Genomic DNA, 23273 nt, shown 5'->3' with positions numbered 1-23273 from the left:
AAACACATGGATAATGCCGGCTTGTCGCCGCTTCGCGGGCTCGCCAAATTGCGCGACGCCAAAACCCGCCGGTTCTCGAGCTACGACCGCACCGGCGGCAATGACGACCGGCTGCATGTTGAACCCGGCCAGACGGTGGTGATTGCCGAGCATGACGGTGCCGGCATTGTCACGCATATCTGGGCGACGCTCGCCTGCAAGAGTGAGGACTTCCTGCGCAAGATCGTGCTGCGCGCTTACTGGGATGGCGAGGAGTATCCGAGCATCGAAACGCCGATCGGTGATTTCTTCGGCATGGGGCATGCCCGCACCCGCAATTTTGCCAGCCTGCCGGTCCAGGCAAGCCCCGAGGATGGCAAGGCCTTCAACTGCTACTTTCCGATGCCGTTTGCCAGCCACATGCGCTTCACCGTCGCCAATGAAGCTGAGGACGACCTGCTTTTCTATTACTATGTCGATCTCGAACTGCATGAGGAACTCGAGGAAGGCCTGGGCCGCTTCCACGCCCAATACAGTCAGCAGCGACCTGACGGCATAGACGAGACGGGATTGGCCAACGAGCAGGTCCTGTTTGGCGGGGAAAACACCGACGGGAACGGCAACTACACCATCCTGGAGGCGGAAGGTCATGGCCACTATGTCGGCGTACTCTATTCCGTCTATTCGCGGCGGCGTTCCGCACTATGGGACTGGTATGGCGAGGGCGACGACATGATCTTCGTCGATGGCGAGCCGGGCATTTCCGTGCCGGATACAGTGCGCAAGCCCGATCCGCGCATCGGACCGAAGGCCGAACTGATCGACGATCGCGGCGAGACCGGCCCCGGCGCCAACGATGCCTGGCCGCCGACGCTGCACGGCACCGGCACGGAAGATTATTTCAATACGGCATGGTGCCCGACACAGGACTACAGCGCGCCCTATCACGGCATCATCGCCGCCGGCGGGCCGAACTGGACCGAGCCGGTTACGCTCTATCGCTGGCACATAGAGGACCCGGTCATCTTCCACAAACGCATCCGGGTGACCATCGAGCACGGTCACGCCAATCGCCGCTCGGACGACATTTCGTCGGTCGCCTTCTGGTATCAGGCCGAACCGCACAAACCGTTCGAAGCGCTTGTCGATGTCGAGGACCGCATCCCCACCTATCGCGCGCCTTATCACAATTGGAATGCCGCCTTCGACGAGAAGAGGCGTTAGGCCGGGATGCGTTCGAATTGAACCGTGCATCCCGCGCTATCTGTGTCGGGGCACGACCCTGCCGCAGCGTGCCGCCTCAGCTGCGAGGTGGAAGTTGCTGGACAGACCAGGTGTTGCCGTCGGGATCCTCAAAGAAGACAAATCTGCCCCAGGGAAAATCCTTGATATCGCTGACCTCGATACCTTGAGCGGCCAGGTACCGGTGAGCCTCATCGATATCGGGCACGACGAGTTGCAGGCCCCTTATGGATCCCGGGGGGCTGTCGACGAGGCCCTTGCCCATGGCAATCGAACAGGCCGAACCGGGCGGCGTCAATTGCACGAAACGTATCTCGTCGCTTACGGTGTGGTCGTGATCGAGATGAAAGCCGACCTTCCCAACATAAAAGGCAATTGCTCTATCGACGTCCGATACGGGGACCGGGACCAGCTCCAGCTTCCAATCCATGACAGCCCTTTCGCAGCTTGATCGCCAAGTGGTGCCGAACACCGTGGGCGCCATCCCGCCATCTTCCCAATGCCATTGTCGGCGCGGGCCGCTCAGTCAGTCAAGAGATACCCGGGCTCGGGCAACGTGAGGACTGGTCTCATTGCTGAGACGGCGTTCGGAACCGATGAGCACAAGCTCAGTTAGGCGGAGGACAACCACCTTTCGGATCAGCAAGGCCGACTTTAATGATCGGAACGCAGGCGCCGAATACAACTGTGGGAAGGTTGAACGGGCGTCGTTGACGCGCGAAGGGATTGCTTGGAAGCGACGCTCGCCGAAGCTGGCGAGATCGTCGGACGGCGAAGCCGAAGCGCAATTATGCCGTGAATGCCTACGATTCGGCCTGCCTTCTCCTTGCCGCGATCAAAGACGCCAGCACTGTATCCAAGGGACATCCGAGCCGGCGCGACGTTCTGGCGGCGGTGCGCGATATCCGTTTCAGGGGAATCGCCTATCGCGAGCCGGTGCGGTGGGATGAAAAGGGTGACAATCTGGCCGCTGTGACTGAACTCAACGGGGTGGAAAACGGCCGCTTCCGACAGATCGCCGAAATCCAGCAGATGCAGAGTGTCGAGCAGACCTGACGCCGACAGGCTCTCCGACCGAACCGGTTTCCGCCGCTTTGCCAGGACGATTTTCACAGGACCACGAAACAATAATCTCCGGTCGCCGTTTCGCCCGCAGAACCTTTCGAGGAGGCGACGATGAGCGCAACCGGCTTGGACGTTTTCGACAAAACGCTGCAAATAACAAACATCTGGCTTGACGAGATCATGGCGGATCTTGGTCCGGATCGACACGTCGCCTGGCATACATTGGGCGCCGTTCTGCGAACCCTTCGCGACAGGCTGCAGATCGGACTGGCGGCCAAATTGGGAGCGGAACTGCCGCTGCTCGTGCGCGGCGCCTACTATGATCGCTATCGGCCCGCCGACATGCCCGACAAGACACGCTCGCTCGAGAAATTCCTGCAACACATCGCCGATGAATTGAAATCGACCCGTCCTGTCGATCCCGAGGATGCGGCACGCTCTGTGCTGCGTGTGCTTGCACGGCATATCGACCTTGGCCAGTCGGCAAAGGTGCGGGATGCGCTGCCAAAGGAAATCCAGGTCCTCTGGCCTGAAAGCGTGGGCGTCAAATAGCGGCGATCCTGCTCATGCGGACGCGCGACGGACCAACTGCCACGAAACGCTGAAAAGGGTAGGTATTGCGCCCGGTGTTGCCGAGATCAATGAGATCAGATGATCGGCAAGATGGTCGTAGTGGGCAGTTTCGGGGCCGATTGTCGTCAATGCCGGATGACTGAATTCGCCCTCGTCGATATTGCCGCAGCCGATGACTGCAATGTCGCCGGGCACGGAGAGGCCGGCCTCCTCGAATGCGTGCAGGGCGGTCACGGCGGCAAGATCGGATTCGACGAAAAGCGCGGTCGGCCGATCCGCGCGGGCGGCCAGCGCCGTAGCATTGGCAAACGCAGCCTTGCGCGCCTCTGCACCGCCGATCACCAGGTCGTCTCGCAGCGGAAGGCCGCGTGCTTGCAGGAAGCTGCGATAGGCGGCGAGACGGCTCCCGTCCACCGCTTGCTCATGCACCATATAGGCGATGCAGCGATGGCCGGCTCGGTAGAGGTAGTCGAGTGCCTCGAAAACGGCCCTGCCGGTATGCTGGCGCACAACCGAGAAGCCTGCCGGCTCGATGGTCGGATGGAAGATCACCGCTGGCCGGCCCGCGGCCGCCAGGCGCGCGGCCAAAAGCATCACCTCGGGCTCGGAGAGATGCTGCCAGTCGGCGATAATGCCGTCTGCCAGCCCGCTCTCGATTTCCCTCACGATCCGGTCGGTTCGTTCGAACGTGTCTCCCGCGGTGATAATTGTCGAAAATCCCCTCAGCGCCGCTCCAGATTGGATATCCTGCGCGATCCGGTCGCTGAACGGCACGCCGAGACGAGGCAGTACAAGGCAGATTCGCTCGGCCTGCTGGCGGCGCAGCTGCCGCGCGGTGCGGTTTTGCACATAGTTGAGCTCAGCGACGGCCTCGAGGATGCGCTGCCGCGCCTCCTTGCCGACGAACTTCAGGCGCGTGCTGTCGCCGCTGAGCAGGTACGACACGGCAGCGGTCGATACATTGGCGCGCCGGGCGACATCGGCCATGGTCGGCGCCTTTCTGCGATCGGAACTTCTCTCGTGCATTGTTGGATCCGCTGCGCGACGTGACATGATCAGCTGTCGCTCAGCCGGATTTCATTCCAGCTTCCATGCCCGGCGGCAAGGATCTCGGGCCTTGCCTCGCCGGCCTCCTCCATCAGGGCAACGATGCGGCCTCGCAGCCATGCACGCGTCGCTGCGTGATCGGGCGAAGCTATGAGATTGATTAGTTCGTTTGGATCGGCATCGAGGTCGTAGAGTCTCGCCTCGACATAGAAATCGCTGCCGGAATTCCGCCAGCCGTCTTTTCCCGGTGCCTCGACCTCATATTTCCACCGTCTGGTGCGCAAGGCGCGGCCGACATGGTGCTCGCTGATTTGAATGAATATCTCGTCGCGCGGCGGCCGTTCGCCCTGCAGTGCGTCGAGCAGCGAGACGCCCTGCATCGAATTGGGCACTTTCAGGCCGGCCGCGGCGAGCAGGGTCGGCGCGAGATCGACGAGGCTGACCAGGCCTTCATAAGTGCCGATGCGCTGGAAGCCGGGGCCGTGGAATAGCGTCGGCACGCGGATCGACGCCTCATGACAGGAACGCTTGTATTCGTTGTTGCGGGTCTTGAAGTGACATCCGTGGTCGGAGGTGAAGAGGATGATCGTGTCGTCAAGCCGGCCAAGGCTGTAGAGCGCCTCGATCAGCCGTCCAAACGCCTCGTCGAGGCGTGCGACCATGCCCAGATAGCCGGGGAAATGTTCCGCTGTCGTGCCGCCAAGTGCGGCGAGATCGCCGGGAATGGCGAGCTTCTTGCGGATCCTGTCCTCGTATCCGAGCGGGGCAGGGTAGTTGTCCGTCTGGTTCTGGTGATGCGGCTCGAGGAAGGACAGGAATAGAAAGAACGGCTCGTCTTCCCTCGATGCGACATAGCGGATTGCAGCGTCGGTTAGGGCATCGACGCGGTATCCCGGCAGCTTCACCGCCTTGCCGTCATTGTCGTGGACGACGGTGTCGAAGGGGCCGGAAGTGAACTCCAGGATGTTGGAGGCCAGCCAGTAGCGATAGCCGCCGCGTTGTTCCTGGGTGACCGGCTCGGCGGACCCCAGGTGCCACTTGCCGATGTAGGCGGTGTCATAACCTGCCGCGGTGAAATGATGCGCGAGCGTGCGCTCGCTCTTCGGCAGTGGGATGTCGTTGCGGTAGCAGCCGGTGATGGTCGGGTACCGCCCCGTCTGGAATACGGAGCGGGCGGGTCCGCAAACGGGCTGGCAGGTAAACGAATTTGCCACGAACGTGCCGGTCCCGGCGAGGCGGTCGAAATTTGGCGTAAGCTCGAGCGGATTGCCATGGACGCCAACGGTGTCCCAACGCTGCTGGTCGGTGAAGAAGACGATTACATTCGGTCGGCGGGACGTCATAGGGTGCAATGCCTTCGAATGGTCATTTCATGCCTGCCAGCATCACGCTGCGGACGAAGTAGCGCTGCGTGAAGAGGAACAGCAGCAGGCTCGGGATGAAGAGAATGATCCCGCCCGTCGCCGTCAGGTTCCACTGGGTGAAGAATTCCTGGTTGAAAAGCGTCAGTCCCGTCGTGATCGGCCGCATTTCGGTGGTGTTGACGGCGACCAGCGGCCAGAGGAATTCGTTCCACTGGAACACGAAGGTGAGGAGGGCCAGCGTCGCCAGTGCCGGACGGACCTGCGGCAGCACGATGCGCCAGTAAAGGCCGAGTTCCGAGCAGCCGTCCATCCGTGCAGCGTCAAGCAACTCGTCGGGAATTGGACGGATGAACTGCCGCATCAGGAAGATTCCGTAGGCGCTCATGGCGAATGGAAGGATAAGGCCCTGATAGGTGTTGAGCCATCCCATCCGCGCGGTGAGCACATAGAGCGGGATCATGCGGATGAAGAATGGGATCATCAGCGTAGACAGCACCGCGACAAACATGACGCGCTTACCGGCGAATTCCATCTTGGCGAAGACGTAGCCGATCAACGGATCGAAGATCAGATGGAGGAAGGTAATCCCGCCGGCGATGATGAAGCTGTTGAGCGTGAAACGCGCGAACGGCGCCTTCTGCCAGATGTCGATGTAATTCGTGAATTGCCACGTCTCGGGGATCAGAATCGGAATGCCGCTGAAGACGTCGGCATCGCTCTGCAGCGACAGCGAAAGCATGTAGAGGAACGGAAAGATCGACAGCGCCACGCAGAAGAGCAGCAGTAGGTAGGACGGGAGCGTTTTTGCCAATGTCATGCCAACCTCAATAGGTGGTTTCGCGGTTGAGCAGGCGGAACTGAACGAAGGTGATGGCCAGGATCAGCAGGAACATCAGGAAAGACAGCGCCGAGGCGTAGCCGATGTTGAGCTCGAAGAAGGCTGCCTCGAACACGTGCAGGCTGAAGAACCGCGTCGCGTCGGCCGGTCCGCCCTTGGTTATCAGGTAGGCCGGCGCCAGCTCCTGCAGTTGGCTGATCGTGCTGACGACCGCGATGAACAGCGTGGTCGGCGTCAACAACGGCCAGGTCAGATAGCGGAATTGCTGCGTCGGCGTGGCGCCGTCGATGGATGCGGCATCATAGAAGTCGGACGGGATCGACTGCAACGCGGAGAGGTAGATCAGCATGGCATAGCCGACATCCTTCCAGACCGTGATGGCGATGAGGGTCGGCAGCGCGGTCGAGGTGTCGCCGAGCCAATTCTGGGTCGGCAGCCCAAGCTCGGCAAGAAAGCTGTTCAAGATGCCAGTGTAGGGATCGAGAATTGCCTGCCACATCAACGCGACGATCACGAAGGAGGTGATGTAGGGAAAGAAGATGATTGCGCGGATCAGAGTGCGCCCCGGGATCGGCCGGTTGAGCACGACCGCCAGTCCGAGGCCAATGGCGATGCTGGCCGCGGTGACGCCTATCGCGAAGGCCAGCGTCACGAAGAGCGACTGCCGAACGCGCGCGTCGCCGAGCGCAGCAACGTAGTTGTCCAATCCGGCGAATCGGCTCTCGCCGATCAGCGGCTGGCCGCTGTACAGGCTCGCCCAAAACTCTAGTCCGATCGGATAGAAGAAATAGACCGAGAAATAGAGGATTGCTGGCGACAGCAGCAGGTAAGCGAGAAGCGTTTGCCGGGTGCGCCGGCTGAAGCGGCCAGTTCGCCGGGTCGGCATCGCGCCGACGCGAATGTCCGTATCGGCCGTATTGGTGCTGCCGCTGACGATCATCGGCTAGTTGTTGGCCAGGATGACGTTGGCCTCGGCCGCGAATTTCGGCATGATCTCGGCTGCTGGCTTCTGATTGTAGATGATATCCTCGAGCGCGCTTTGCAGGAGCTTCTCGATTCGCGCGTGCTTGCCGGTGAGGCGCAGCTCGGCGGTGACGTCTTGCGCGTAAGGCAGGCATTTGCTGAAGCTGCCGATGACCGGATCGGCCTGAACCTCGGCGTTGTTGGCCCAGGATTTGCGCGGCATCGTCATGCCCGCTTCCTTGGTAGCCGCCAGTTCCGTGTCGAGCGCGACGAGCCGCTTCAACAACTCCCAGGCCTCCTTCGGGTGCTTGGCGTCCTTAGGGATCATCACGCTGACGCCGCCCGCGAACGTCGCCTGCACCTTGTGCTTGAGTGATGGCGCAACCGCCCAGTTGAGCTTCGGGTTGCCCGAGCGGATCGGCTTCACGTCCCACGGACCGGTTATGATCATGGCGACCCGGTTGGCCGTGAACAGCTTTTGCGGACCCTCATAGTCAGCACCCGCCGCCGGCTTGGTCGCTGCTCTTTCCTTGTGGATCAGGTCGGCGAGGAACTGGATCGCTTCGATCGCCTCTGGACTGTCGAGATTGACCTTGTTTGTCTTGGGATCGTAGTAGGTCACGCCGTTCTGCAGCAGCCACGACGAGTAATATCCGATGCTCGGGTTGGGAGCGAAGCCGAAGCGGGCGCCGGTCGTCGTCGCCTTGGCAACCTTCAGGAACTCCTCCCAGGTCGCAGGCGGCGCGTCGAAGCCCGCCTGCTTCAGCATATCGACGTTGTAGACGAGGGTGGCGCAGGTGAGGTGGATCTGGATGCCATAGTACTGGCCGCCGAGTTTGTTGCGCTCCACGGAATAGGCTTGCCAGTCGTCGGGATAGCCGATCGCCTTGCCGTCTTGTTCGATGAAGTCGTTCAGCGGCCGCAGCAGATTCCGCTGGCCGAATTCCTGCACCCAGCCGCCGGGTTCGGCGACGAGATCGGGCGCGCTCTTCGCCGCAAAATCCGCCACCAGCTTGGTGCGCATATCCGGCCACTGGAATTTCTCCCACTGCACCGACCATCCGGGATGATCGGCCTCGAACTTTGCTATTGCATCGGCATAAGCTTGATAGGCGTGGCCGGCGTTCCAATAGAGCGTCAAGGTCTCGGCATGGGCCGCAGTCGCGGTCGTCAGGGCCACGCCCAAAACCATGCCGTGCAGGAATCCGACTGACTTGTAGCGGCTCATCTTGGTCTCCTCCCTGGTTTGCCACCCGCCTTCCTCACAATGGATGGCGTCATATTATTCGATTAATATACCCGCCATACCGCAGTTTTTGTCAAGCTCCGACTGTAATGCAGTGCATAGTTCTGGCCGAACTCGGGCGGAGCTATCTACAGCGCGCGATGGCGAAGTTGCTTCCGGTACCCGGTATGGACGATGGCGGCCTAACCTGGAAAGATCGTGAAACCGCCATCGACGCGGATTACCTGCCCGTTGATGAAGCGCGCGCGCGGACCGGCGAGGAAGGCCACCGCTTCGGCGATCTCTTCAGGCTCCGCGTACCGGTTCAGCGATTTCTTGCTCGAATCCATGCGCTGTGGATCGACCACGCGGCTCGCTTGGAACCGTGCCGTCTTGGTGGCGCCGGGGCTCACCGCATTGACGCGTACGCCATCGTCGATCAGTTCCTTGGCGAGGCAGCGCGTATAATGGACGACAGCCGCCTTGAGCGTCGAGTAGACCACCTCGGGCGAGCAGCCGATATGCGCTGCCGCCGAGGCGATGTTGATCACCGAGCCCGAGCCACGCTTGACCATCGGCGGAACGAACGCCTGGCAGACCAGCATCGTGCCGATGAGGTTGTTCTCGGTTAGAACCTTGATGTCTTCGTAGTCGATGTCCAGTGCGTTGTTGGGATTGGGCTTTACGCCCTTGGCGCCGATGTCGCCGCCGGCGCAGTTTACCAAGACGTGCACGTCGCCGAGCTCCGCCTCGATCTTCCTCTTCATTTCCGCGACAGCTTGCTTGTCGCCGATGTTGCCGGTGACCGCGGTGATGCGCGTCCCATGCTTCTCCAAGCCCCTGGCAGAGTCGCCGAGGTCCGCGAATTCGCCATATTGAGATGGCCGGGCCCAATCGAGGTCGTGGACCGCGACGTTTGCGCCAAGTTCGGCCAAGCGGTCGGCCATCACGCGGCCGAGGCCGCGTCCCGAGCCGGTGACGAAGGCGGTCAGGCCGCTGAGTTCTCGGGCAGTCATGCTGATTTCTCCATTGCAATGAAATCGAATTTCATCATGTTGGCGGCGCTGCGCCGGATCATGTCGAGCTCGTACGAAACGAGCGCACCGTCATCATTGCGCTCCCATGGCGTGCGGTAGTCGGCGTCGTCCGCAAGGCGGTTCAGGCGCGCGGCACTCAGGCAGGCCGCGAATTCGCGGGCGGTCTTCGGCGCATATCCGTTCCACCAGTCGTCGGTGAGACAGCGAACGTGACGAGCCTCCAGCGCGCCGGGCTCAAGCACCGCCGTCAGCGTGTCGTGGTGCTCGCCAAGGATGGCTGCCAGTTCGGCGAAAGGCACCGCGCCGTCGCCGATCGCGCAGCGGACCAGGCGATAGCCCTCATCCGTGAACTGGACGCGATAGTCCTTGAGGTGAACGTGGCGGACATGGGGCGCGATCCGGCGCGTGAAGGCAAGCGGCGCCTCGCCGACAGGAAAGGTGTTGCCGGTGTCGTAGGTGATGCCGACACCCGGCCCGCCAAGTTCGCAGAACGCAGCCAGTTCGTCGCTGCCGAAGTCCTGATGGTTCTCGATGCCGAGCACGCGTCCCTCGGCCGCCGCACGCGGCCCCCATTCCGTCAAGGCAGCGCGAATCGTTGCGTTGAACTCGCTCCATTTCGGACCCCACGCATTGCGGTCGCCGCACAGGACAGGCGTCAGTGCGATGCGGATCGTCGTCGCCTCGAGCAGGCGCGCAGCCCGGAAGGCGGTGTCCAGCGGACCTGCCACCAGCAGTCCGCCGCTCACCACCGGGACGATGTCCAGCGCGGCAAGACGCCTGCGCAGCGCGACGATTTCGGCGTCAGTCAAGTCGGTCAACCAGGGTTCGTAGATCTCGAGCGTGCGTGCGCCCAGTTCCTGCCCCAGCGTGATGAAGCCTTCCAGCCCCGCGCCGTGCGGATTGTGCCGCGGCGTGCCGCGGCCCTGCAGTCCGAGATGATAGGTCAGTCCGTAGGGGTTGAGGCCGAGACGAAGCATCAGCTTGGCGGTTCCAATGGAGAGCGGAGAGGCGTCACTAGCGCAGACCGGCATCGACGGTAATGGACTGTTTGGTGATCATGCGGCTGTCGTCGGCTGCCAGGAAGAGCACCGTGCGTGCAATCTCCTCGCCCAGCAGGACGCGGCGGATCAATTGCCGCTGCACCGTCTGGTCGACTGCCTCCTGCGTCTTGAACCACAGCTCGCGCTGCCGCTCGGTCATGACGGCGCCGGGTTCGATCGCATTGACGCGGATGTTATCCGGTCCGAACGACCGCGCCAACGCACGCGTCAGCGCCACCACGGCCCCCTTGGCGGTGGCATAGGCCACCATCTGGTCCGCTCCGAACCGCCAGGCAATGGAGGAGAAGTTTATGATCGAGCCGAAGCCGAGTTCCTTCATATGCGGATGCACTGCCTGCGCGGCGAAGAAGTGATGCCTCAGATTGACATCGAAGCTGCGGTCCCAATAGTCGGCCGTTATCGCGTCGAGGGGATGGCGCTGATCATTGGCTGCGTTATTCACCAGGACGGCGACCGGACCAAGCCGCGCGCGTACGCGTGCTACCGACGCCTTTAGCGCATCGACGTCGGTCACATCGCAATGGAGATATAACGGAGCCTGCCCGGCGGCACCAGCGAGCTCGCGCACCAACGCCTCCGCTGGTTCGTCCTGCACATCGAGAAAGGCTATCCGGGCGCCGTTCGCCACGAAGGCGCGGACCATATCGGCGCCAATACCGGAGGCGCCGCCGGAGATCAGCACGACCCGATCGGTCAAGCTTGGATAAGTCGCGAATTGTACGGACATCAAACTACAGAAGCGCCTTGGTTGTTGGATCGAACAGACAGGCGCGCGACATGTCGATGCCGAGCGTTATCGTCTCGCCCATGACGGGAGCGTCATCCGGCTCGAAACGGCCGGTGATCTCCAGGTCACCCAGCCTGAGCACGGCAAGCGTCTCGGCCCCGGTAGGCTCGACCAATTCGACCGGCGCCTGCATGGACGCTACAGCAGGTTTGCGCGACTTCAGATCGGTCGTGAAACGGTAGATGTGTTCCGGCCGGATACCGAGCACGACGTCCTTTGGCGCGCCGGCGGGCATCGGCGCGGCAAGGGCGAGGCTGACGTCGCTGCCGTCAGCGGCGCGTACCGAGATGCTGGTCGAGCCCGTAAGCCGGGCGGGAATGAAATTCATCGCCGGCGATCCCATGAAACCGGCAACGAACATGTTGGTCGGCCGGTCGTAGATCCGTTTCGGCGTGTCGAACTGCTGTACCGAGCCCTGGTTCATCACCGCAATGCGGGATGCAAGCGTCATCGCCTCGACCTGATCATGGGTGACATACACCGTGGTCTTGCCGACGCGATGGTGAAGCTTCTTGATTTCGGTACGCATGTCGACGCGCAGCTTGGCGTCGAGGTTGGACAAGGGCTCGTCGAACAGAAACAGCTTCGGGTCGCGCACGAGGGCACGCCCCATCGCAACGCGCTGCCGCTGGCCTCCCGAGAGCTGGCCGGGCTTGCGTTTAAGCAGCTGTTCGATCTGCAGGAGTGCGGTAACCCGCTGGACAGCTTCCGCCTGCGCCGCTTTTGGCACGCCGCGGCTCTCCATGCCGAAGGTGATGTTCTGGCGCACCGTCATGGTGGGATAGAGAGCGTATGACTGGAACACCATCGCAATATCGCGGTCCTTGGGTTGCACCGAGTTCACCAGCCGGTCGCCGATCCATATCTCGCCCGACGTGACGGTTTCCAGTCCGGCGATCATGGCGAGCAAGGTTGACTTGCCGCAACCCGACGGGCCGACAAGGGCGACGAATTCTCCGGTCTTAGCCTCGAGATCGATGCCGGCAAGAATCTCGAGCGAGCCATAGCTCTTGTGAAGGTTGCGGATCATCAACGCGGACATGGGCGACGCCTCATTTTATGGCGCCCTGGGTGAGGCCGCGCACGAAGTATTTTCCACCAAACAGATAGATCAGCAGCGGAGGCAACGCGCCGATCAGCACGGCTGCGCTCATCACATCGTAAGCACGCGCGGTCGTGCCGCCGGCCGTGAGCGCGACCAGTGCCGCTGTGATCGGCTGCTGCTGGCCCGATGTGAAGACGACGCCGAACAGATACTCGTTCCAGATGCCGGTGAACTGCCAGATGACGGTGACGATCAGGATGGGCGGCGACAGGGGCAGGATGATCTTGCGGAAGATCCGCCAGAACCCGGCGCCGTCGATGCGTGCCGCCTTGATCAGGTCGTCCGGTATGCTGACGTAGAAATTGCGGCAGAACAGGGTGGTGAACGAGATGCCCTGGACGACGTGGATCAACACCAGCCCGTATGTGGAATTGGTCAGGCCGAGCTTGCCGAGCAGGAACGCCCACGGCATCAACGAAATCTGGCCGGGCATGAATACGCCGAGCAGCATCAGATTGAAGATCAGTTCGGAGCCCCTGAAGCGCCATTTGGAGAGGATGTAGCCGTTCATGGCGCCGAGAATGGTCGAGATGATGGTGGCGGGGATCGTCATGGCCAGGGAGTTGAAGAAATTGCGCTTCATTCCCTCGCAGGTACCGCTGACGCAGTAGGATCCCCAGGCCTGCGCCCACGCATCGAACCGGAAGCTGCGCGGTACGGAGATGAGGCCGTTGCGGGCAATCTCCGACTGCTCGCGCAATGAGTTGAAGATCACCACCAGCAGCGGCACGAGATAGACGACCGCGAAAAGCGTCAGCACGGCATAGACAAGGAAGCGGCTCCAGAAATGCCGGCGCGTGGCAGCGGCTTCTTCCGGATCAAAACGGGCATTAGGGGCAATTTCAGCCATTGCGGCCCTCCGCTCGCCGGCGCCAGACGATCCACAAGGAATACGGCACCAGCACAACCGCGACCGCAGCGAGCATCATCATCGCCGCGGCGGCACCTTCGCCGATTTGGCCGCGCTGGAACATCAGGTCGTAGACATAGATGGCGGGGAAGGTGGTGGACACACCTGGGCCGCCTCGCGTCAACGCCGCCACCAGGTCGAAGGTCTTGATGGCGAATTGTATCTGAATGACCGCCACCGCCAGGAATATCGGGGCGATGGTTGGCAGGATGACCCTCCGATAGGTCCGGAAAACCGACGCGCCGTCGATTTGCGCGGCCTTGACGAGATCCGGATCGACCGACCGCAGACCGGCCAGGAAAAGTGCCATTGCGAAGCCGGACGACTGCCAGATACCGGTTATGATCACCGCATAGATCGCAGTGTTGCGGTTGGCCGTCAGGGCGAAGCTGAAGTCGGTCCAGCCAAGTCCGCGAACGAAGGCCTGGATACCATCGACAGGATTATAGAGCCAACTCCACACCGTACCGGTGACGATGAAGGACACCGCCAACGGGTAGAGAAAGATGGTGCGCCAAACCGCCTCGCCGCGGACGCGCTGGTCGATCGCGATCGCGAGCAGCAGGCCAACGGCCATCGAGCCAACGATATAGAAGCCGCTGAACAGGAAGAGATTGGTATAGGCGATGTTCCAGCGCCGGTTTGCCCAGAGCGAAGCGTAATTGTCCAGGCCGACGAACCCATAGGTCGGCAACAGCGACGAATTGGACAGCGAGATGTAGAGCGTCCAGAGCGTGAAGACGAAAACATAGATGAAACTCGCCGCTATCGACGGCGCCAGCACCAGAATGGGCACCATCGTGCCCAGGCGCTCGCGCCACGGACGGGCCGCGGCAGCTGCGGCTGGTACAATCAGATCATGGGTGGACATCGGGCTGCTCCGGCGAGGTCTGGCCGGCAGCTTCGCCCCCGGCCATCATCGGCAGCGTCACTTCTGCGCTTCGGCCGCATCCGCCATCGCATTGGCCGCGTCCTGCGCACTCATATCCGGCGTTGCTACAAACTCCGTGATGCTATCCATTATTGCGCCGCGGACCTTTTGCGGAACCGTCATGTTGTGCGCCATCGAACGCACGAGCGTGCCGGCGGCGATCGAGGCTTGCAAATCCTTTTGCGAGAGTTGCTGGCAGGGATTGAAGCCGTTCGAAAGATCGACATCGAGGCGCGCCGGAATGGACCCTTTGGTCTGATTGAAAATGGTCTGGAATTCGGGCGACAGGATGATGCTGGCAAGCAGCTTCTGTCCCTCGATATAGTCCGGGTCCTTCTGCTTGAAGAACACGACCGAATCTGAATTCAGGATGAAGCCCGGCTTGCCCCAATCGGTCGGCGCCTGGGCGCAGACATAGTCGGTGCCCTCCTTGAAGCCGCCGGCCGTCAGCAGGCCGATCGTCCAGTCGCCCATGATGTGAAAGGCGGCCTCGCCGCGGCCGACCAGATGCGACATGGTATCCCAGTCACGCCCGTTCATGCCGGGGTCCATGTACTTCGAGGTCATGGTGCGGAACTGCTCGAAGGCCTTGACCATGCCGTCGCTGCGCATGGCGTCGACGTCGCCCTCGACGAAGGCTTTCTTGTAGAGATCGAGGTCCTGACCGTACACGACCACTTCGAAGACGGTCGAGTCGGTCCAGTCGGCGGTCGAGTGCGAAATGCAGATCTTGCCGCTGGCCACGATCTTGTCGCAGGCGGCATTGAATTCCGCCCATGTCTTCGGCATCTCGGTGACGCCCGCGTCCTTCATGACCTTCGGCGATGCCCACAGCCAGTTGATGCGGTGGATGTTCATCGGCGCGGCCACCCAATTCCCGGTCGGCTTCATCACCGGCAGCAATTCGGGAGCGACGACCTTCTCCCAATTTTCCGCTTTCGCCAGGTCGTCGAGATTGGCTGTCATGCCCGTCTCGTTCCATTCGGCGATCTCGGGACCCTTTAGCTGCACAGCGGGAGGGGCGTTGCCGGCGATCACATCGGCACGCAGTTTGGCCAGGGTATTGGCCGTATGGCCCGCGATGGAGGTCTGCTGCCAGGTGCCACCCTTGGCGGTAAACATCTCGCCGAGCTTGGCGATAGCCTGGGCGTCCGATCCGGTGGCCCATTGATGCAAGAGGTTGGTCTTCGGCTCCGCGAGGGCTGTTCCGGTAATCAAGGTGAAGGCGGTAGCGGCCGCAAAGGCCGTCCTCAGGTATTTCATCGTTTCACTCCCATATATGATGCACGGTTCGTATCGACCGCTTGTGGCCCGCGATTTGAGGGCGTGGCCGGCGAGATGCAGTAATCTCCGTTCTTTCCAAGATGACATATCTGGGCTATCAGTCAACGTGCTTTGTGCCCATCATGAACAAACCTTCGCTTAGAAATTGGCTAATCGACAGGCCGTCCGCGTCGCCGGAGAGCCTGATCGTCCGATGCCTGCGCGAGCGCGGCGTGCTTTCTGCGTCGCAAATTACCCGCATTACCGGTTTGGCGCGGTCGACGGTTTCAACCGCGCTCAATGGCTTGAGAAAGTCGGGGATGGTAATCGAATCCCCGGCCCATCATGACGCGGCGAGGGGTATTGGCAGGCCTGCCACGACATTGACGCTCAATCCCGCTGCGGGCACCTGCGTCGGCATCCATCTGGGCCTCGACGAGATGCGGTGTGTCGTCGCTGACGTCTCGCATTCTTTCGTTGCCGAACAAACCATCCCCATGGGTCTGGACTACCAGCCGCAACAAGCGGCCCAGCTCGCCAAGTCAGTAATTGCCCGATGCTATGAAGAGAACGGTCTGCCGATGGCGGGGCTCCTGGGGGTTGGGGTCTCCGTCTCGGGCCCAGTCAGCCGCGAAGGAGTGGTGCTGCGCGCGAGTATCGTTCCGACCTGGGCCGGGGTCAACATCCGCGATGTGTTCGGGCCGGTCCTCGAACAGCCGATCTTCGCCGACAATGAGAGCAACTGCTCGGCCATTGCGGAGCTGATGTGGGGTGCGGCCGTCGGCCAGGACGACTTCGTGCTGTTCAAGGTCGATCTGGGCGTCGGCGGGGCCATTGTCCAGCACGGTCGGCTGGTGAGCGGCATCGCCGGCGGCGCCGGCGAATTCGGGCACATCAGCATCGATCCCGGCGGCGACCTTTGCCGGTGCGGCAATCGAGGATGCCTGGAGCTCTATGCCAGCTTTGCCCGACCGCTCGAGCAGATTTCGCGCATCGTGCGGCGGCCGGTCACGATGGACGACGTGATCATGATGGCCGAGCAGGGCGACGTGAGGGCGCTGCGGATGATCGAGGACACCGCCGAGTTCGCCGGCCGTGGCCTTGGCCTGATCGGTTCGGTTCTCAATCCGCCGCTCATCATCATCGGCGGCCGCATGGCCTTGGCGGGCGACATTCTCCTGGCGCCACTGATCGCATCATATGAACGCCACACGCTCATCAAGTCCCGCGATGTGGCGCCTGCGCTGCGCACGCGGATAATCGTTGGCAAGCACACGGAGAACGACGCATTGCTCGGCGCGGTCGGCCTCGTGCTGCGTCACAACAGCCGACTTCAGTGACCCGGCTTGCTTCGGGTGGCGCTCTGATTTTGCGAGCTGCTCGCCGAAGCAGCGGAACTGATGTTTGCCTACGCGACACGCACCGTGCGCTGCCTCGGCTTGATCGCGGTGGCGAGCAGCAGGCCGGCGATGATGAAGGCGGCGCCGGCGAGATCGTAGTCGTGCAAGCTTTCGCCAAGGACCAGATAAGCGAGAACGGCGACGAAGGCGGTCTGGAGATAGAGCAGCATGCTGGCGCGCCCCGCACCAAGCGTCTCGACGCTACGGTTGTAGAGATAGTACATCAGAGCGCCGCCGGGGCCGGCAACATAGGCGAGAGCCAGAAGGCCGTTCGCATGCAGCGCCGAACGATCCCCGGAAAACAGTTCCCAGAGATAGAAGGGCAGTGCGGCCAGCGCGCCGGCTCCCAGCAGCAGGACCACCATCGGCAGAAGCTCGATAGCGAATTTGGCGCGACGCAGCAGCACGGTGTAGAGGCCCCAACAAAACGCGCTGCCGACGATCCACAACTCGCCGGGATTGAACTGCAGCTGCATCAGCGCGGCAAGGTCGCCGCGCGCCACGATCACCACCATCCCAGCCAGAGCGACCAGCGCTCCAAGCGCTTTCCAGACACCGAGGGGCTCGCCGAGCACGAAGCGGGCAAGCACCATGGTCATGATCGGCGACAGCGCCATGATGATGCCGGCGGTCGTCGCGTTGGTATAGTTGAGGCCCGTGTAGATCATGCCCTGACACAAGGTTAGTCCGATAGTGCCGATGACCAGCACCTCGATCACCCGGGATTGGATCAGCACGAGCATCGCCCCGTGATGACGATGGACGATAGGCAGCAGGATCGCGCACGCGAGCGTCAGCCGCCAGAAGCAGAGCGCCCAAGGCGGCATCTCGGGGGCAACCCACTTGGCGGCGATATAGACGCCGGCCGACAGGAGCCAGCAGAGCGTCGCGAGGGAATAGGCGAGCGGAAGTGATGCGCCGGGTGTCGCCTTCGCTACACTTGGATGTGCTATCGGCAGCGATTGGATATCCGTCTCCTCCCACCGCAGACTTTAGCAGATTGGCAGCGTCTTGCTAAGCAGCAACAACAGCTGTTTCACCAGCTGGCGCAATCGGTGGGTCATTGTGGGTCCCGCCGTTCACGGTCTCCTTCCATTCGAACGCATGTTGGCCCATGAGCAACTCGATACCGAAAAGCGCAAGCCGTATCGATTTCGCGCGACACGAATGTGAGATTCATATCGCGCGACAGATATTCGCGCGGTTGCCGCAATCTTCTCGCGCCATATTTCTACCGAGAGCAGATCTGTCGCGAATTCCTGGTTCCTAGGATCACGAGCGCCGCTGTTTCGAAGCAATTGGAAGAATAAGCCACTGACTTCCGTTTGCACAAAGAGCGCGACACAGATCCATGCGGAGGACGTCCGATGCATGCCGGCTTCCGAGGAAGCGTACTCGTAGCGGTGTTGGGCACCGTCATGGCAAGCTGCGCTGGGATTCCGGCGCAAAAAACCGGGGCAATAACCGGCTATGGCCCCAACCCCACTTTACCGAAACCAAGACCGACGCTGATCCCGACTGTTAACATCGCGGAGGCGAAAGGCTGGCAGAAAGAAGGTATGCCGACCCCGGCGAAGGGGCTGACGGTGAACGCCTTCGCCACCGGCCTCGACCATCCGCGCTGGCTACATGTGCTTCCGAACGGCGACGTGCTGGTTGCTGAAACCAATGCCCCTGCCAAGCATGATGAAGGCTTCAGTCTTAGAAAGGTCTTCATGGACCTGGCTATGAAGCGGGCTGGCGCCGCGACCAAAAGCGCCAACCGCATCACGCTCCTGCGCGACACCGATGGCGACGGCATTGCGGATGTGCGCACGACGTTCGCGGAAGGCCTCAATTCGCCCTTCGGCATGACGCTGTCCAAAGGCAAACTCTTTGTCGCGAATACCGACGCGCTCGTCGCTTTCCCCTACTCCAATGGCCAGACCCGAGTCAGCACGTCGCCGGAAAAGATCATCGACTTGCCGGCCGGGGACCTCAACCATCATTGGACCAAGGACGTGATCGCAACTCCGGATGGACGCAAGCTCTATGTCACCGTTGGTTCCAACAGCAACGTTGGAGAAAACGGCATAGCCGCCGAGAAGAACCGCGCCGCTGTCCTTCAAGTGGATCGGTCTACCCGCCGCATTCGGGTCTTCGCCTCGGGCCTGCGCAACCCGAACGGGCTCTCCTGGAATCCTGAGACTGGCCAGCTTTGGGTCGCCGTGAACGAGCGTGACGAGATCGGCGACGACCTTGTGCCGGATTACATGACCTCGGTTCGTGACGGCGCTTTCTACGGTTGGCCCTACAGCTACTACGGACAGAACGTCGACGAACGCGTCAAGCCGCAGCGCCCCGATCTCGTGGCGGCAGCGATCAAGCCCGATTACGCCCTGGGCTCTCATACCGCCTCGCTGGGACTGACCTTCTCCAAAGGCGCGCGGCTCGGTCCGGCCTACGGCAACGGCGCCTTCGTCGGCCAGCACGGCTCGTGGAATAGAAGCGTGCATAGCGGCTACAAGGTCATCTTCGTGCCGTTCCATGGTGGCAAACCGAGCGGTCCTCCGGAAGACGTGCTCACTGGCTTCATCGGGCGTAATGACGAGGCGATGGGCAGGCCGGTCGGCGTCGCTATCGATCAGACTGGCGCACTGCTCGTCGCCGACGACGTCGGTAATGTCATCTGGCGGGTCCGCCGGGCGAATGGCCGTTGAGCGCAGGTGGCCTTTCTGATTCCGATCTCACCAGCCTTCGGCTACAGCGCCACGCCCGATATGGCTGCATTCGGCGGAGGCGGATATCCTAAACACTTAGCTAGCAGCACGCCCGAAGATAGTCGTGTCAAACATGCTTGCGCCCGCCTGCCTCGCGGAACCAGCTGTCAGGATAGGGATACCACCAGCCCTGAATCTCCGGTCTGTGGTCGATGATGACCATCTTCGAGCGGCGGAATGCATCCAGACCCTGGCGGCCGAGCTCGCGGCCGAGGCCCGAAGCCTTCCAGCCCCCGAACGGCAACGCGTCATTGTCTATCAGCGGATTGTTGACCCAGACCATGCCGGCCTCGAGCCGCTCCGCGGCCTCATGCGCTTCGGCAAGATCGGTGGTGAAGACCGAGGCGCCGAGACCGAAGGGGCTGTCGTTGGCAAGCTCTATCGCCTCGTTGAAATCCTTGACCCGGCAGATTGCGGCGACCGGCCCGAAACACTCTTCGCGCACGATTGCCATATCGGCGGTGATGCCGGTCAGGATGGTCGGCTCGTAGAACCAGCCTACATTATGTGCCGGCGGAATGCGTCCGCCGGTGATCGCTTTGGCACCGCTGCGGATCGCACCGTCGACCAGCCGGATGACCTTCGCACGCGCGGCCTCGCTGACCAGCGGTCCGATCTCGGTTTTGTCGAGGCCGTTGCCGATACGCAGCGCGCGCGTTTTCTCGGCAAACAGATCGACGAAGCGGTCGTGAACGGCATCAACCACGAAGAACCGTTCGGCCGAAGTGCAGACCTGGCCAGTGAGATGGAAGGCAGCCGTGACGCTGCCGGCAGCCGCCACGTCCAGTGGGGCGTGTTGGCTGATGATCAGGGGATCGCTGCCGCCGGCCTCGATGACGCAAGGCTTCATGCGCTCTGCACATGCGACGGCGACAGCCTTGCCGGCGGCGACCGAACCGGTGAAAGCAACCGCATGCGTGCGGTCCGAGGCGATCAGCGCCTGCGCCGTTGCTGCTCCGCCTGGCATGCAGGAAACCAGGCCCTCCGGCAGGGAGCGAAACACGGTTATATAATCCAGCGTCGACAATGTTGTCGCTTCGGCGGGCTTGATCACGCAGGCATTGCCGGCGGCAAGCGAGGCGGCGACGGTCCAGCACATCAACAGGATCGGAAAATTGTAAGGCATGATGTGCACCGACGTGCCGTAGGGCTCGTAGCGGGCATACTGGAACGAACCGGCCTGCGTCGTGCCGGCGATCTTGCCGGCGTCGTCACGCGCCATTTCGGCGTAATAGCGGAAGATCGGCGCGCAATTGGCGATCTCGCCGATCGCCTCCGGATAGGGTTTGCCCATCTCGTGCACCATCAGCTCGGCGCAGCGCGTGAAGTCGGCCGCTTCGATGGCGTTCGCGACGGCGTGCAGATGCCGGGCACGGCTCTTGGCGTCGAGCTTTTTCCAGGCCGTTTGCGCCTTGGTCGCTGCGGTGAGCACGGCGTCGATCTCGCCGTTGCTGGCTGCGGTGATCGCGCCGACGGTTTCGAGCGTCGCCGGATCGATCACCGGTTTTGCCGCACCGGTCATTGGCCGATAATCCGGATTGACGAAGAAGGTCGGCCGGTCAGGTGAAAAGTCCATTCTGTCCTCCCGTGTGCACGGAAACTTTTTGAGAATTCACCCTGCCGAGACAGGCGGCGTGGTTTTCGAGAACCGAAGCGGAGCGGACATTAAAGTCCGTGAGCATCGGAAGCGGAGAAAACGGCGTCAGGTGTCCGGTAGGGTAGAATTATCGAGAAGGTTCAGCGGATCATGTAAACTTTCTTGATGGTCTCGTGGACGGTGCAGACGCCCTTCCAGTCCTGCGGAAAGAACGCTGCGGTGTCCGGTTCGATCTCGATCACCTCGCCGGATTCGTGGACATAGGTGCAGCGTCCCTCGAGGAAATGGCAGAACTCGTCGCGGGTGACGTGGCAGCGCCATTTGCCCGGCGTGCAGACCCACAGTCCGCATTCGGAGCGGCCCTCCGGCCCCTTGTGCAGCAGCTTGCCGGAAGTGCGGGATTCGCCCTCGATCAGGGTGGGGATGACGCCCCAGTCGACCAGGTCGGTGAGGGCGAGCGGCGATTTCATGATCGGTGTCGGCATGTCGGGAGCTCCAGTGGCCGGCTTTAGGCCAGCATGTAAACGTTGCGGATGGTCTCGTGGACGGTGCATTCGCCGGTCCAACCGGCCGGGAACATGACAACCGTGGCGGCGGATACCTCGATCACCTCGCCGTCGTCCGATCTGTAGGTCGCGCGGCCGGCAACGAAATGGCACAATTCGTCGCGCGGAATCGCCAGCCGCCAGCGACCGGGTGTGCAGACCCAGATGCCGGATTCCGGCTGGTTGTTCGGCCCCTTGTGCACCAGCCTGCCGGTGGAGTGCGAAGCGCCTTCCAGCGCGTCGGGCTGGGTGCCCCAGTCGACGAGGTCGGTGCGGGTCGAGGCTTGCTGGAGGTGTGGGGCTGAGATCACAGTAATTTCTCCAGCAAAGCAGCCGCTTTCTCCGGGCCGTTCTGCGACTGCATCTGGGCCGACGTCTTGGCCAGCTTGGCCTTGATTGCCGGGTCGGTCAGGCAGGTTTCGATCCTGGCGATGAGCTCGGCGTCGCTCCAGTCGTAGCGCGGCATGCCGAAGCCGTGGCCGGTCTCCTCGACCCGCGTCGCATTGTCGTGGCCGTCCCAGACGTAGGGCATGATGATCGCCGGCTTGCCGAAATACAGGCACTCGGTGAACGAGTTGTTGCCGCCATGATGGATCACCGCATCGACCTGCGGGATGACCGAGGGCTGCGGGAACCAGCTCTCGACGATGACGTTTTCGGGCACTTGCGCGTACTGCTCCTTGTAGCCGCCGACATTGACCAGCGCCCGGTAGCGCGTCTTGCCCAACGTTGCGACGATGCGCTTCAGCAGATCGACATCGCCGGCGCCAAGGCTGCCGAAGGAAACATAGAGCAGCGGCCCGTCATTATTCTTCGCAAAAACCGGCACGGTGTAGGGCTTCTCCTGCCGCACGCAGCCTTCCAGATATTGGAATTTTGCCGGGTCGAGCGGATAGCGGCGCATGAACTTCGCCGCCTCGGGATAAAGCAGCAGATTGAGGTACGGCGAGGCCTCGAAAAACTGGCCGATCGGATACGGCGCTTCGTTGTTCGCTTTCAAAAACGCATTGAAGTTGTCATGGATCGGCTTGATGACGGCGTTGAAATGGTCGCGGTAACGCCGATGGCAGGCGTGGTCGTTCTCGCCGCAGCCGGACAGATGTGGCGGGATGTCCTCGTCCTCGATCTCGTTTTCCGAGCAGGAGATGACGCGCACCCAGGGCTTGCCATACTGCTTGATTGCCGGGAACAGGATGACGTTGTCGACGCAGATGACATCAGGCTTGATCGTCGCAAGCACGCCAGGCAGATCCTTCTCAGCCCATTTGGCGCTGTCGACGATCGCCGTCCAGCAATCCTTCACGTAATTGTCGACCTGGTCGTAGGGCGATTTGCGGAAGTTCGGGATGTGGCCGTTGATGAAGTCTTCCCAGAACTTGGCCATCTGTTCCGGCGGCATCGGCTCGGACAGGTTCACCGGATGAGCCTCGAAGCCGTAGCCCTTGTAGACGTCGACGAAACCGGGGTCCGACAGGAACACCGCTCTGTGGCCGCGCGCCTCGATCGCCTGGGCTATGCCGACGGAATTGAGCGCGGGGCCATAGGCGGCCTCCGGAAAGAACGCGATCGTCTTCTGCGTCAT

Annotated in this window: 23 protein-coding genes; 5 read left to right on the top strand and 18 right to left on the bottom strand. The window is 61.9% G+C overall.

What is annotated here, in order from left to right:
* Positions 1-6: 6 nt before the first annotated feature.
* A complete protein-coding gene (locus NKH30_RS05705) occupies positions 7-1203 on the top strand; it encodes a glycoside hydrolase family 172 protein (RefSeq protein ID WP_352539307.1) in 1197 nt (398 codons plus the stop codon).
* A gap of 76 nt (positions 1204-1279) precedes the next feature.
* On the opposite strand, the gene NKH30_RS05700 is transcribed toward NKH30_RS05705, so the two are convergent.
* Positions 1280-1705 (bottom strand): VOC family protein, encoded by a 426-nt coding sequence (locus tag NKH30_RS05700; protein ID WP_352469607.1) that lies wholly within the window; start codon positions 1703-1705, stop codon positions 1280-1282.
* Positions 1706-2016: 311 nt separating this feature from the next.
* Between NKH30_RS05700 and NKH30_RS05695 the strand changes: the two genes are divergently transcribed.
* Both NKH30_RS05695 and NKH30_RS05690 read left to right on the top strand, forming a co-directional pair.
* A complete protein-coding gene (locus NKH30_RS05695) occupies positions 2017-2277 on the top strand; it encodes a hypothetical protein (RefSeq protein WP_352980497.1) in 261 nt (86 codons plus the stop codon).
* A gap of 120 nt (positions 2278-2397) precedes the next feature.
* Positions 2398-2838, top strand: coding sequence for a DUF2267 domain-containing protein (locus NKH30_RS05690; protein WP_352448133.1), 441 nt, complete (start codon positions 2398-2400; stop codon positions 2836-2838).
* A 12-nt stretch (positions 2839-2850) separates the two neighbouring features.
* Here NKH30_RS05690 and NKH30_RS05685 read toward each other — a convergent pair whose 3' ends face one another.
* The 12 genes from NKH30_RS05685 to NKH30_RS05630 all read right to left on the bottom strand — a co-directional run bounded on the left by NKH30_RS05685 (position 2851) and on the right by NKH30_RS05630 (position 15390).
* Positions 2851-3846 carry a LacI family DNA-binding transcriptional regulator gene (locus NKH30_RS05685; RefSeq protein WP_352539305.1) on the bottom strand — a complete coding sequence of 332 codons (996 nt, stop codon included), beginning with the start codon at positions 3844-3846 and terminating at the stop codon, positions 2851-2853.
* A gap of 68 nt (positions 3847-3914) precedes the next feature.
* Positions 3915-5249, bottom strand: a complete 1335-nt coding sequence (locus tag NKH30_RS05680; RefSeq protein ID WP_352767567.1) for a sulfatase family protein — start codon at positions 5247-5249, stop codon at positions 3915-3917.
* A gap of 22 nt (positions 5250-5271) precedes the next feature.
* Positions 5272-6087 carry a carbohydrate ABC transporter permease gene (locus NKH30_RS05675; protein WP_352539303.1) on the bottom strand — a complete coding sequence of 272 codons (816 nt, stop codon included), beginning with the start codon at positions 6085-6087 and terminating at the stop codon, positions 5272-5274.
* A gap of 7 nt (positions 6088-6094) precedes the next feature.
* On the bottom strand, positions 6095-7048 hold the full coding sequence (locus NKH30_RS05670) for a carbohydrate ABC transporter permease (protein ID WP_352469612.1): 954 nt from the start codon (positions 7046-7048) through the stop codon (positions 6095-6097).
* A gap of 3 nt (positions 7049-7051) precedes the next feature.
* On the bottom strand, positions 7052-8299 hold the full coding sequence (locus NKH30_RS05665; protein WP_352980498.1) for an ABC transporter substrate-binding protein: 1248 nt from the start codon (positions 8297-8299) through the stop codon (positions 7052-7054).
* Positions 8300-8499: 200 nt separating this feature from the next.
* Positions 8500-9312, bottom strand: coding sequence for an SDR family NAD(P)-dependent oxidoreductase (locus NKH30_RS05660; RefSeq protein WP_352448128.1), 813 nt, complete (start codon positions 9310-9312; stop codon positions 8500-8502).
* Positions 9309-10310 carry a sugar phosphate isomerase/epimerase family protein gene (locus NKH30_RS05655; RefSeq protein ID WP_352994498.1) on the bottom strand — a complete coding sequence of 334 codons (1002 nt, stop codon included), beginning with the start codon at positions 10308-10310 and terminating at the stop codon, positions 9309-9311. Before NKH30_RS05655 ends, NKH30_RS05660 begins: the two co-directional genes overlap by 4 nt.
* A gap of 37 nt (positions 10311-10347) precedes the next feature.
* Positions 10348-11121: an SDR family NAD(P)-dependent oxidoreductase gene (locus NKH30_RS05650; RefSeq protein ID WP_352994495.1), complete on the bottom strand. Its 774-nt coding sequence runs from the start codon at positions 11119-11121 to the stop codon at positions 10348-10350.
* A gap of 4 nt (positions 11122-11125) precedes the next feature.
* Positions 11126-12223, bottom strand: coding sequence for an ABC transporter ATP-binding protein (locus NKH30_RS05645; protein WP_352448125.1), 1098 nt, complete (start codon positions 12221-12223; stop codon positions 11126-11128).
* A gap of 10 nt (positions 12224-12233) precedes the next feature.
* Positions 12234-13136, bottom strand: coding sequence for a carbohydrate ABC transporter permease (locus tag NKH30_RS05640; protein ID WP_292660005.1), 903 nt, complete (start codon positions 13134-13136; stop codon positions 12234-12236).
* Positions 13129-14067 (bottom strand): carbohydrate ABC transporter permease, encoded by a 939-nt coding sequence (locus NKH30_RS05635; protein ID WP_352466746.1) that lies wholly within the window; start codon positions 14065-14067, stop codon positions 13129-13131. Before NKH30_RS05635 ends, NKH30_RS05640 begins: the two co-directional genes overlap by 8 nt.
* A gap of 57 nt (positions 14068-14124) precedes the next feature.
* Positions 14125-15390, bottom strand: coding sequence for an ABC transporter substrate-binding protein (locus NKH30_RS05630; RefSeq protein ID WP_023675509.1), 1266 nt, complete (start codon positions 15388-15390; stop codon positions 14125-14127).
* Positions 15391-15491: 101 nt separating this feature from the next.
* On the opposite strand from NKH30_RS05630, the gene NKH30_RS05625 reads away from it, so the two are divergent.
* Complete coding sequence (locus tag NKH30_RS05625; RefSeq protein ID WP_352469619.1) at positions 15492-16730, top strand: ROK family transcriptional regulator; 1239 nt, start codon at positions 15492-15494, stop codon at positions 16728-16730.
* Positions 16731-16798: 68 nt separating this feature from the next.
* On the opposite strand, the gene NKH30_RS05620 is transcribed toward NKH30_RS05625, so the two are convergent.
* Positions 16799-17758 (bottom strand): DMT family transporter, encoded by a 960-nt coding sequence (locus NKH30_RS05620; protein WP_352469816.1) that lies wholly within the window; start codon positions 17756-17758, stop codon positions 16799-16801.
* A gap of 399 nt (positions 17759-18157) precedes the next feature.
* Between NKH30_RS05620 and NKH30_RS05615 the strand changes: the two genes are divergently transcribed.
* A complete protein-coding gene (locus tag NKH30_RS05615; protein ID WP_352539295.1) occupies positions 18158-19489 on the top strand; it encodes a PQQ-dependent sugar dehydrogenase in 1332 nt (443 codons plus the stop codon).
* A gap of 127 nt (positions 19490-19616) precedes the next feature.
* Here NKH30_RS05615 and NKH30_RS05610 read toward each other — a convergent pair whose 3' ends face one another.
* From NKH30_RS05610 to NKH30_RS05595, 4 genes are all read right to left on the bottom strand, one after another.
* A complete protein-coding gene (locus tag NKH30_RS05610; protein WP_352539294.1) occupies positions 19617-21125 on the bottom strand; it encodes an aldehyde dehydrogenase family protein in 1509 nt (502 codons plus the stop codon).
* Positions 21126-21286: 161 nt separating this feature from the next.
* Positions 21287-21631 (bottom strand): cupin domain-containing protein, encoded by a 345-nt coding sequence (locus NKH30_RS05605; RefSeq protein ID WP_352452935.1) that lies wholly within the window; start codon positions 21629-21631, stop codon positions 21287-21289.
* 23 nt (positions 21632-21654) lie between these two features.
* A complete protein-coding gene (locus tag NKH30_RS05600) occupies positions 21655-22002 on the bottom strand; it encodes a cupin domain-containing protein (RefSeq protein WP_352539293.1) in 348 nt (115 codons plus the stop codon).
* Entirely contained in the window at positions 21999-23273 is a 1275-nt protein-coding gene (locus tag NKH30_RS05595) for a glycosyltransferase (RefSeq protein WP_352539292.1), read from the bottom strand. The genes NKH30_RS05600 and NKH30_RS05595 overlap by 4 nt, the downstream gene beginning before the upstream one ends.

Source organism: Mesorhizobium sp. M1273, assembly GCF_040318195.1.
Lineage (GTDB): Bacteria > Pseudomonadota > Alphaproteobacteria > Rhizobiales > Rhizobiaceae > Mesorhizobium.
This window is presented reverse-complemented; position numbering and strand designations above follow the sequence as displayed.

Excerpts from the sequence above, each read along its gene's own strand:
- NKH30_RS05645 (WP_352448125.1), bottom strand. The coding sequence starts at position 12,223 with ATGTCCGCGTTGATGATCCGCAACCTTCACAAGAGCTATGGCTCGCTC.
- NKH30_RS05660 (WP_352448128.1), bottom strand. The coding sequence starts at position 9,312 with ATGACTGCCCGAGAACTCAGCGGCCTGACCGCCTTCGTCACCGGCTCG.
- NKH30_RS05690 (WP_352448133.1), top strand. The coding sequence starts at position 2,398 with ATGAGCGCAACCGGCTTGGACGTTTTCGACAAAACGCTGCAAATAACA.
- NKH30_RS05625 (WP_352469619.1), top strand. The coding sequence starts at position 15,492 with ATGACATATCTGGGCTATCAGTCAACGTGCTTTGTGCCCATCATGAAC.
- NKH30_RS05635 (WP_352466746.1), bottom strand. The coding sequence starts at position 14,067 with ATGTCCACCCATGATCTGATTGTACCAGCCGCAGCTGCCGCGGCCCGT.
- NKH30_RS05665 (WP_352980498.1), bottom strand. The coding sequence starts at position 8,299 with ATGAGCCGCTACAAGTCAGTCGGATTCCTGCACGGCATGGTTTTGGGC.
- NKH30_RS05610 (WP_352539294.1), bottom strand. The coding sequence starts at position 21,125 with ATGGACTTTTCACCTGACCGGCCGACCTTCTTCGTCAATCCGGATTAT.
- NKH30_RS05640 (WP_292660005.1), bottom strand. The coding sequence starts at position 13,136 with ATGGCTGAAATTGCCCCTAATGCCCGTTTTGATCCGGAAGAAGCCGCT.
- NKH30_RS05700 (WP_352469607.1), bottom strand. The coding sequence starts at position 1,705 with ATGGCGCCCACGGTGTTCGGCACCACTTGGCGATCAAGCTGCGAAAGG.
- NKH30_RS05705 (WP_352539307.1), top strand. The coding sequence starts at position 7 with ATGGATAATGCCGGCTTGTCGCCGCTTCGCGGGCTCGCCAAATTGCGC.
- NKH30_RS05680 (WP_352767567.1), bottom strand. The coding sequence starts at position 5,249 with ATGACGTCCCGCCGACCGAATGTAATCGTCTTCTTCACCGACCAGCAG.
- NKH30_RS05650 (WP_352994495.1), bottom strand. The coding sequence starts at position 11,121 with ATGTCCGTACAATTCGCGACTTATCCAAGCTTGACCGATCGGGTCGTG.
- NKH30_RS05595 (WP_352539292.1), bottom strand. The coding sequence starts at position 23,273 with ATGACGCAGAAGACGATCGCGTTCTTTCCGGAGGCCGCCTATGGCCCC.
- NKH30_RS05605 (WP_352452935.1), bottom strand. The coding sequence starts at position 21,631 with ATGCCGACACCGATCATGAAATCGCCGCTCGCCCTCACCGACCTGGTC.
- NKH30_RS05670 (WP_352469612.1), bottom strand. The coding sequence starts at position 7,048 with ATGATCGTCAGCGGCAGCACCAATACGGCCGATACGGACATTCGCGTC.
- NKH30_RS05685 (WP_352539305.1), bottom strand. The coding sequence starts at position 3,846 with ATGGCCGATGTCGCCCGGCGCGCCAATGTATCGACCGCTGCCGTGTCG.
- NKH30_RS05630 (WP_023675509.1), bottom strand. The coding sequence starts at position 15,390 with ATGAAATACCTGAGGACGGCCTTTGCGGCCGCTACCGCCTTCACCTTG.
- NKH30_RS05675 (WP_352539303.1), bottom strand. The coding sequence starts at position 6,087 with ATGACATTGGCAAAAACGCTCCCGTCCTACCTACTGCTGCTCTTCTGC.
- NKH30_RS05655 (WP_352994498.1), bottom strand. The coding sequence starts at position 10,310 with ATGCTTCGTCTCGGCCTCAACCCCTACGGACTGACCTATCATCTCGGA.
- NKH30_RS05615 (WP_352539295.1), top strand. The coding sequence starts at position 18,158 with ATGCATGCCGGCTTCCGAGGAAGCGTACTCGTAGCGGTGTTGGGCACC.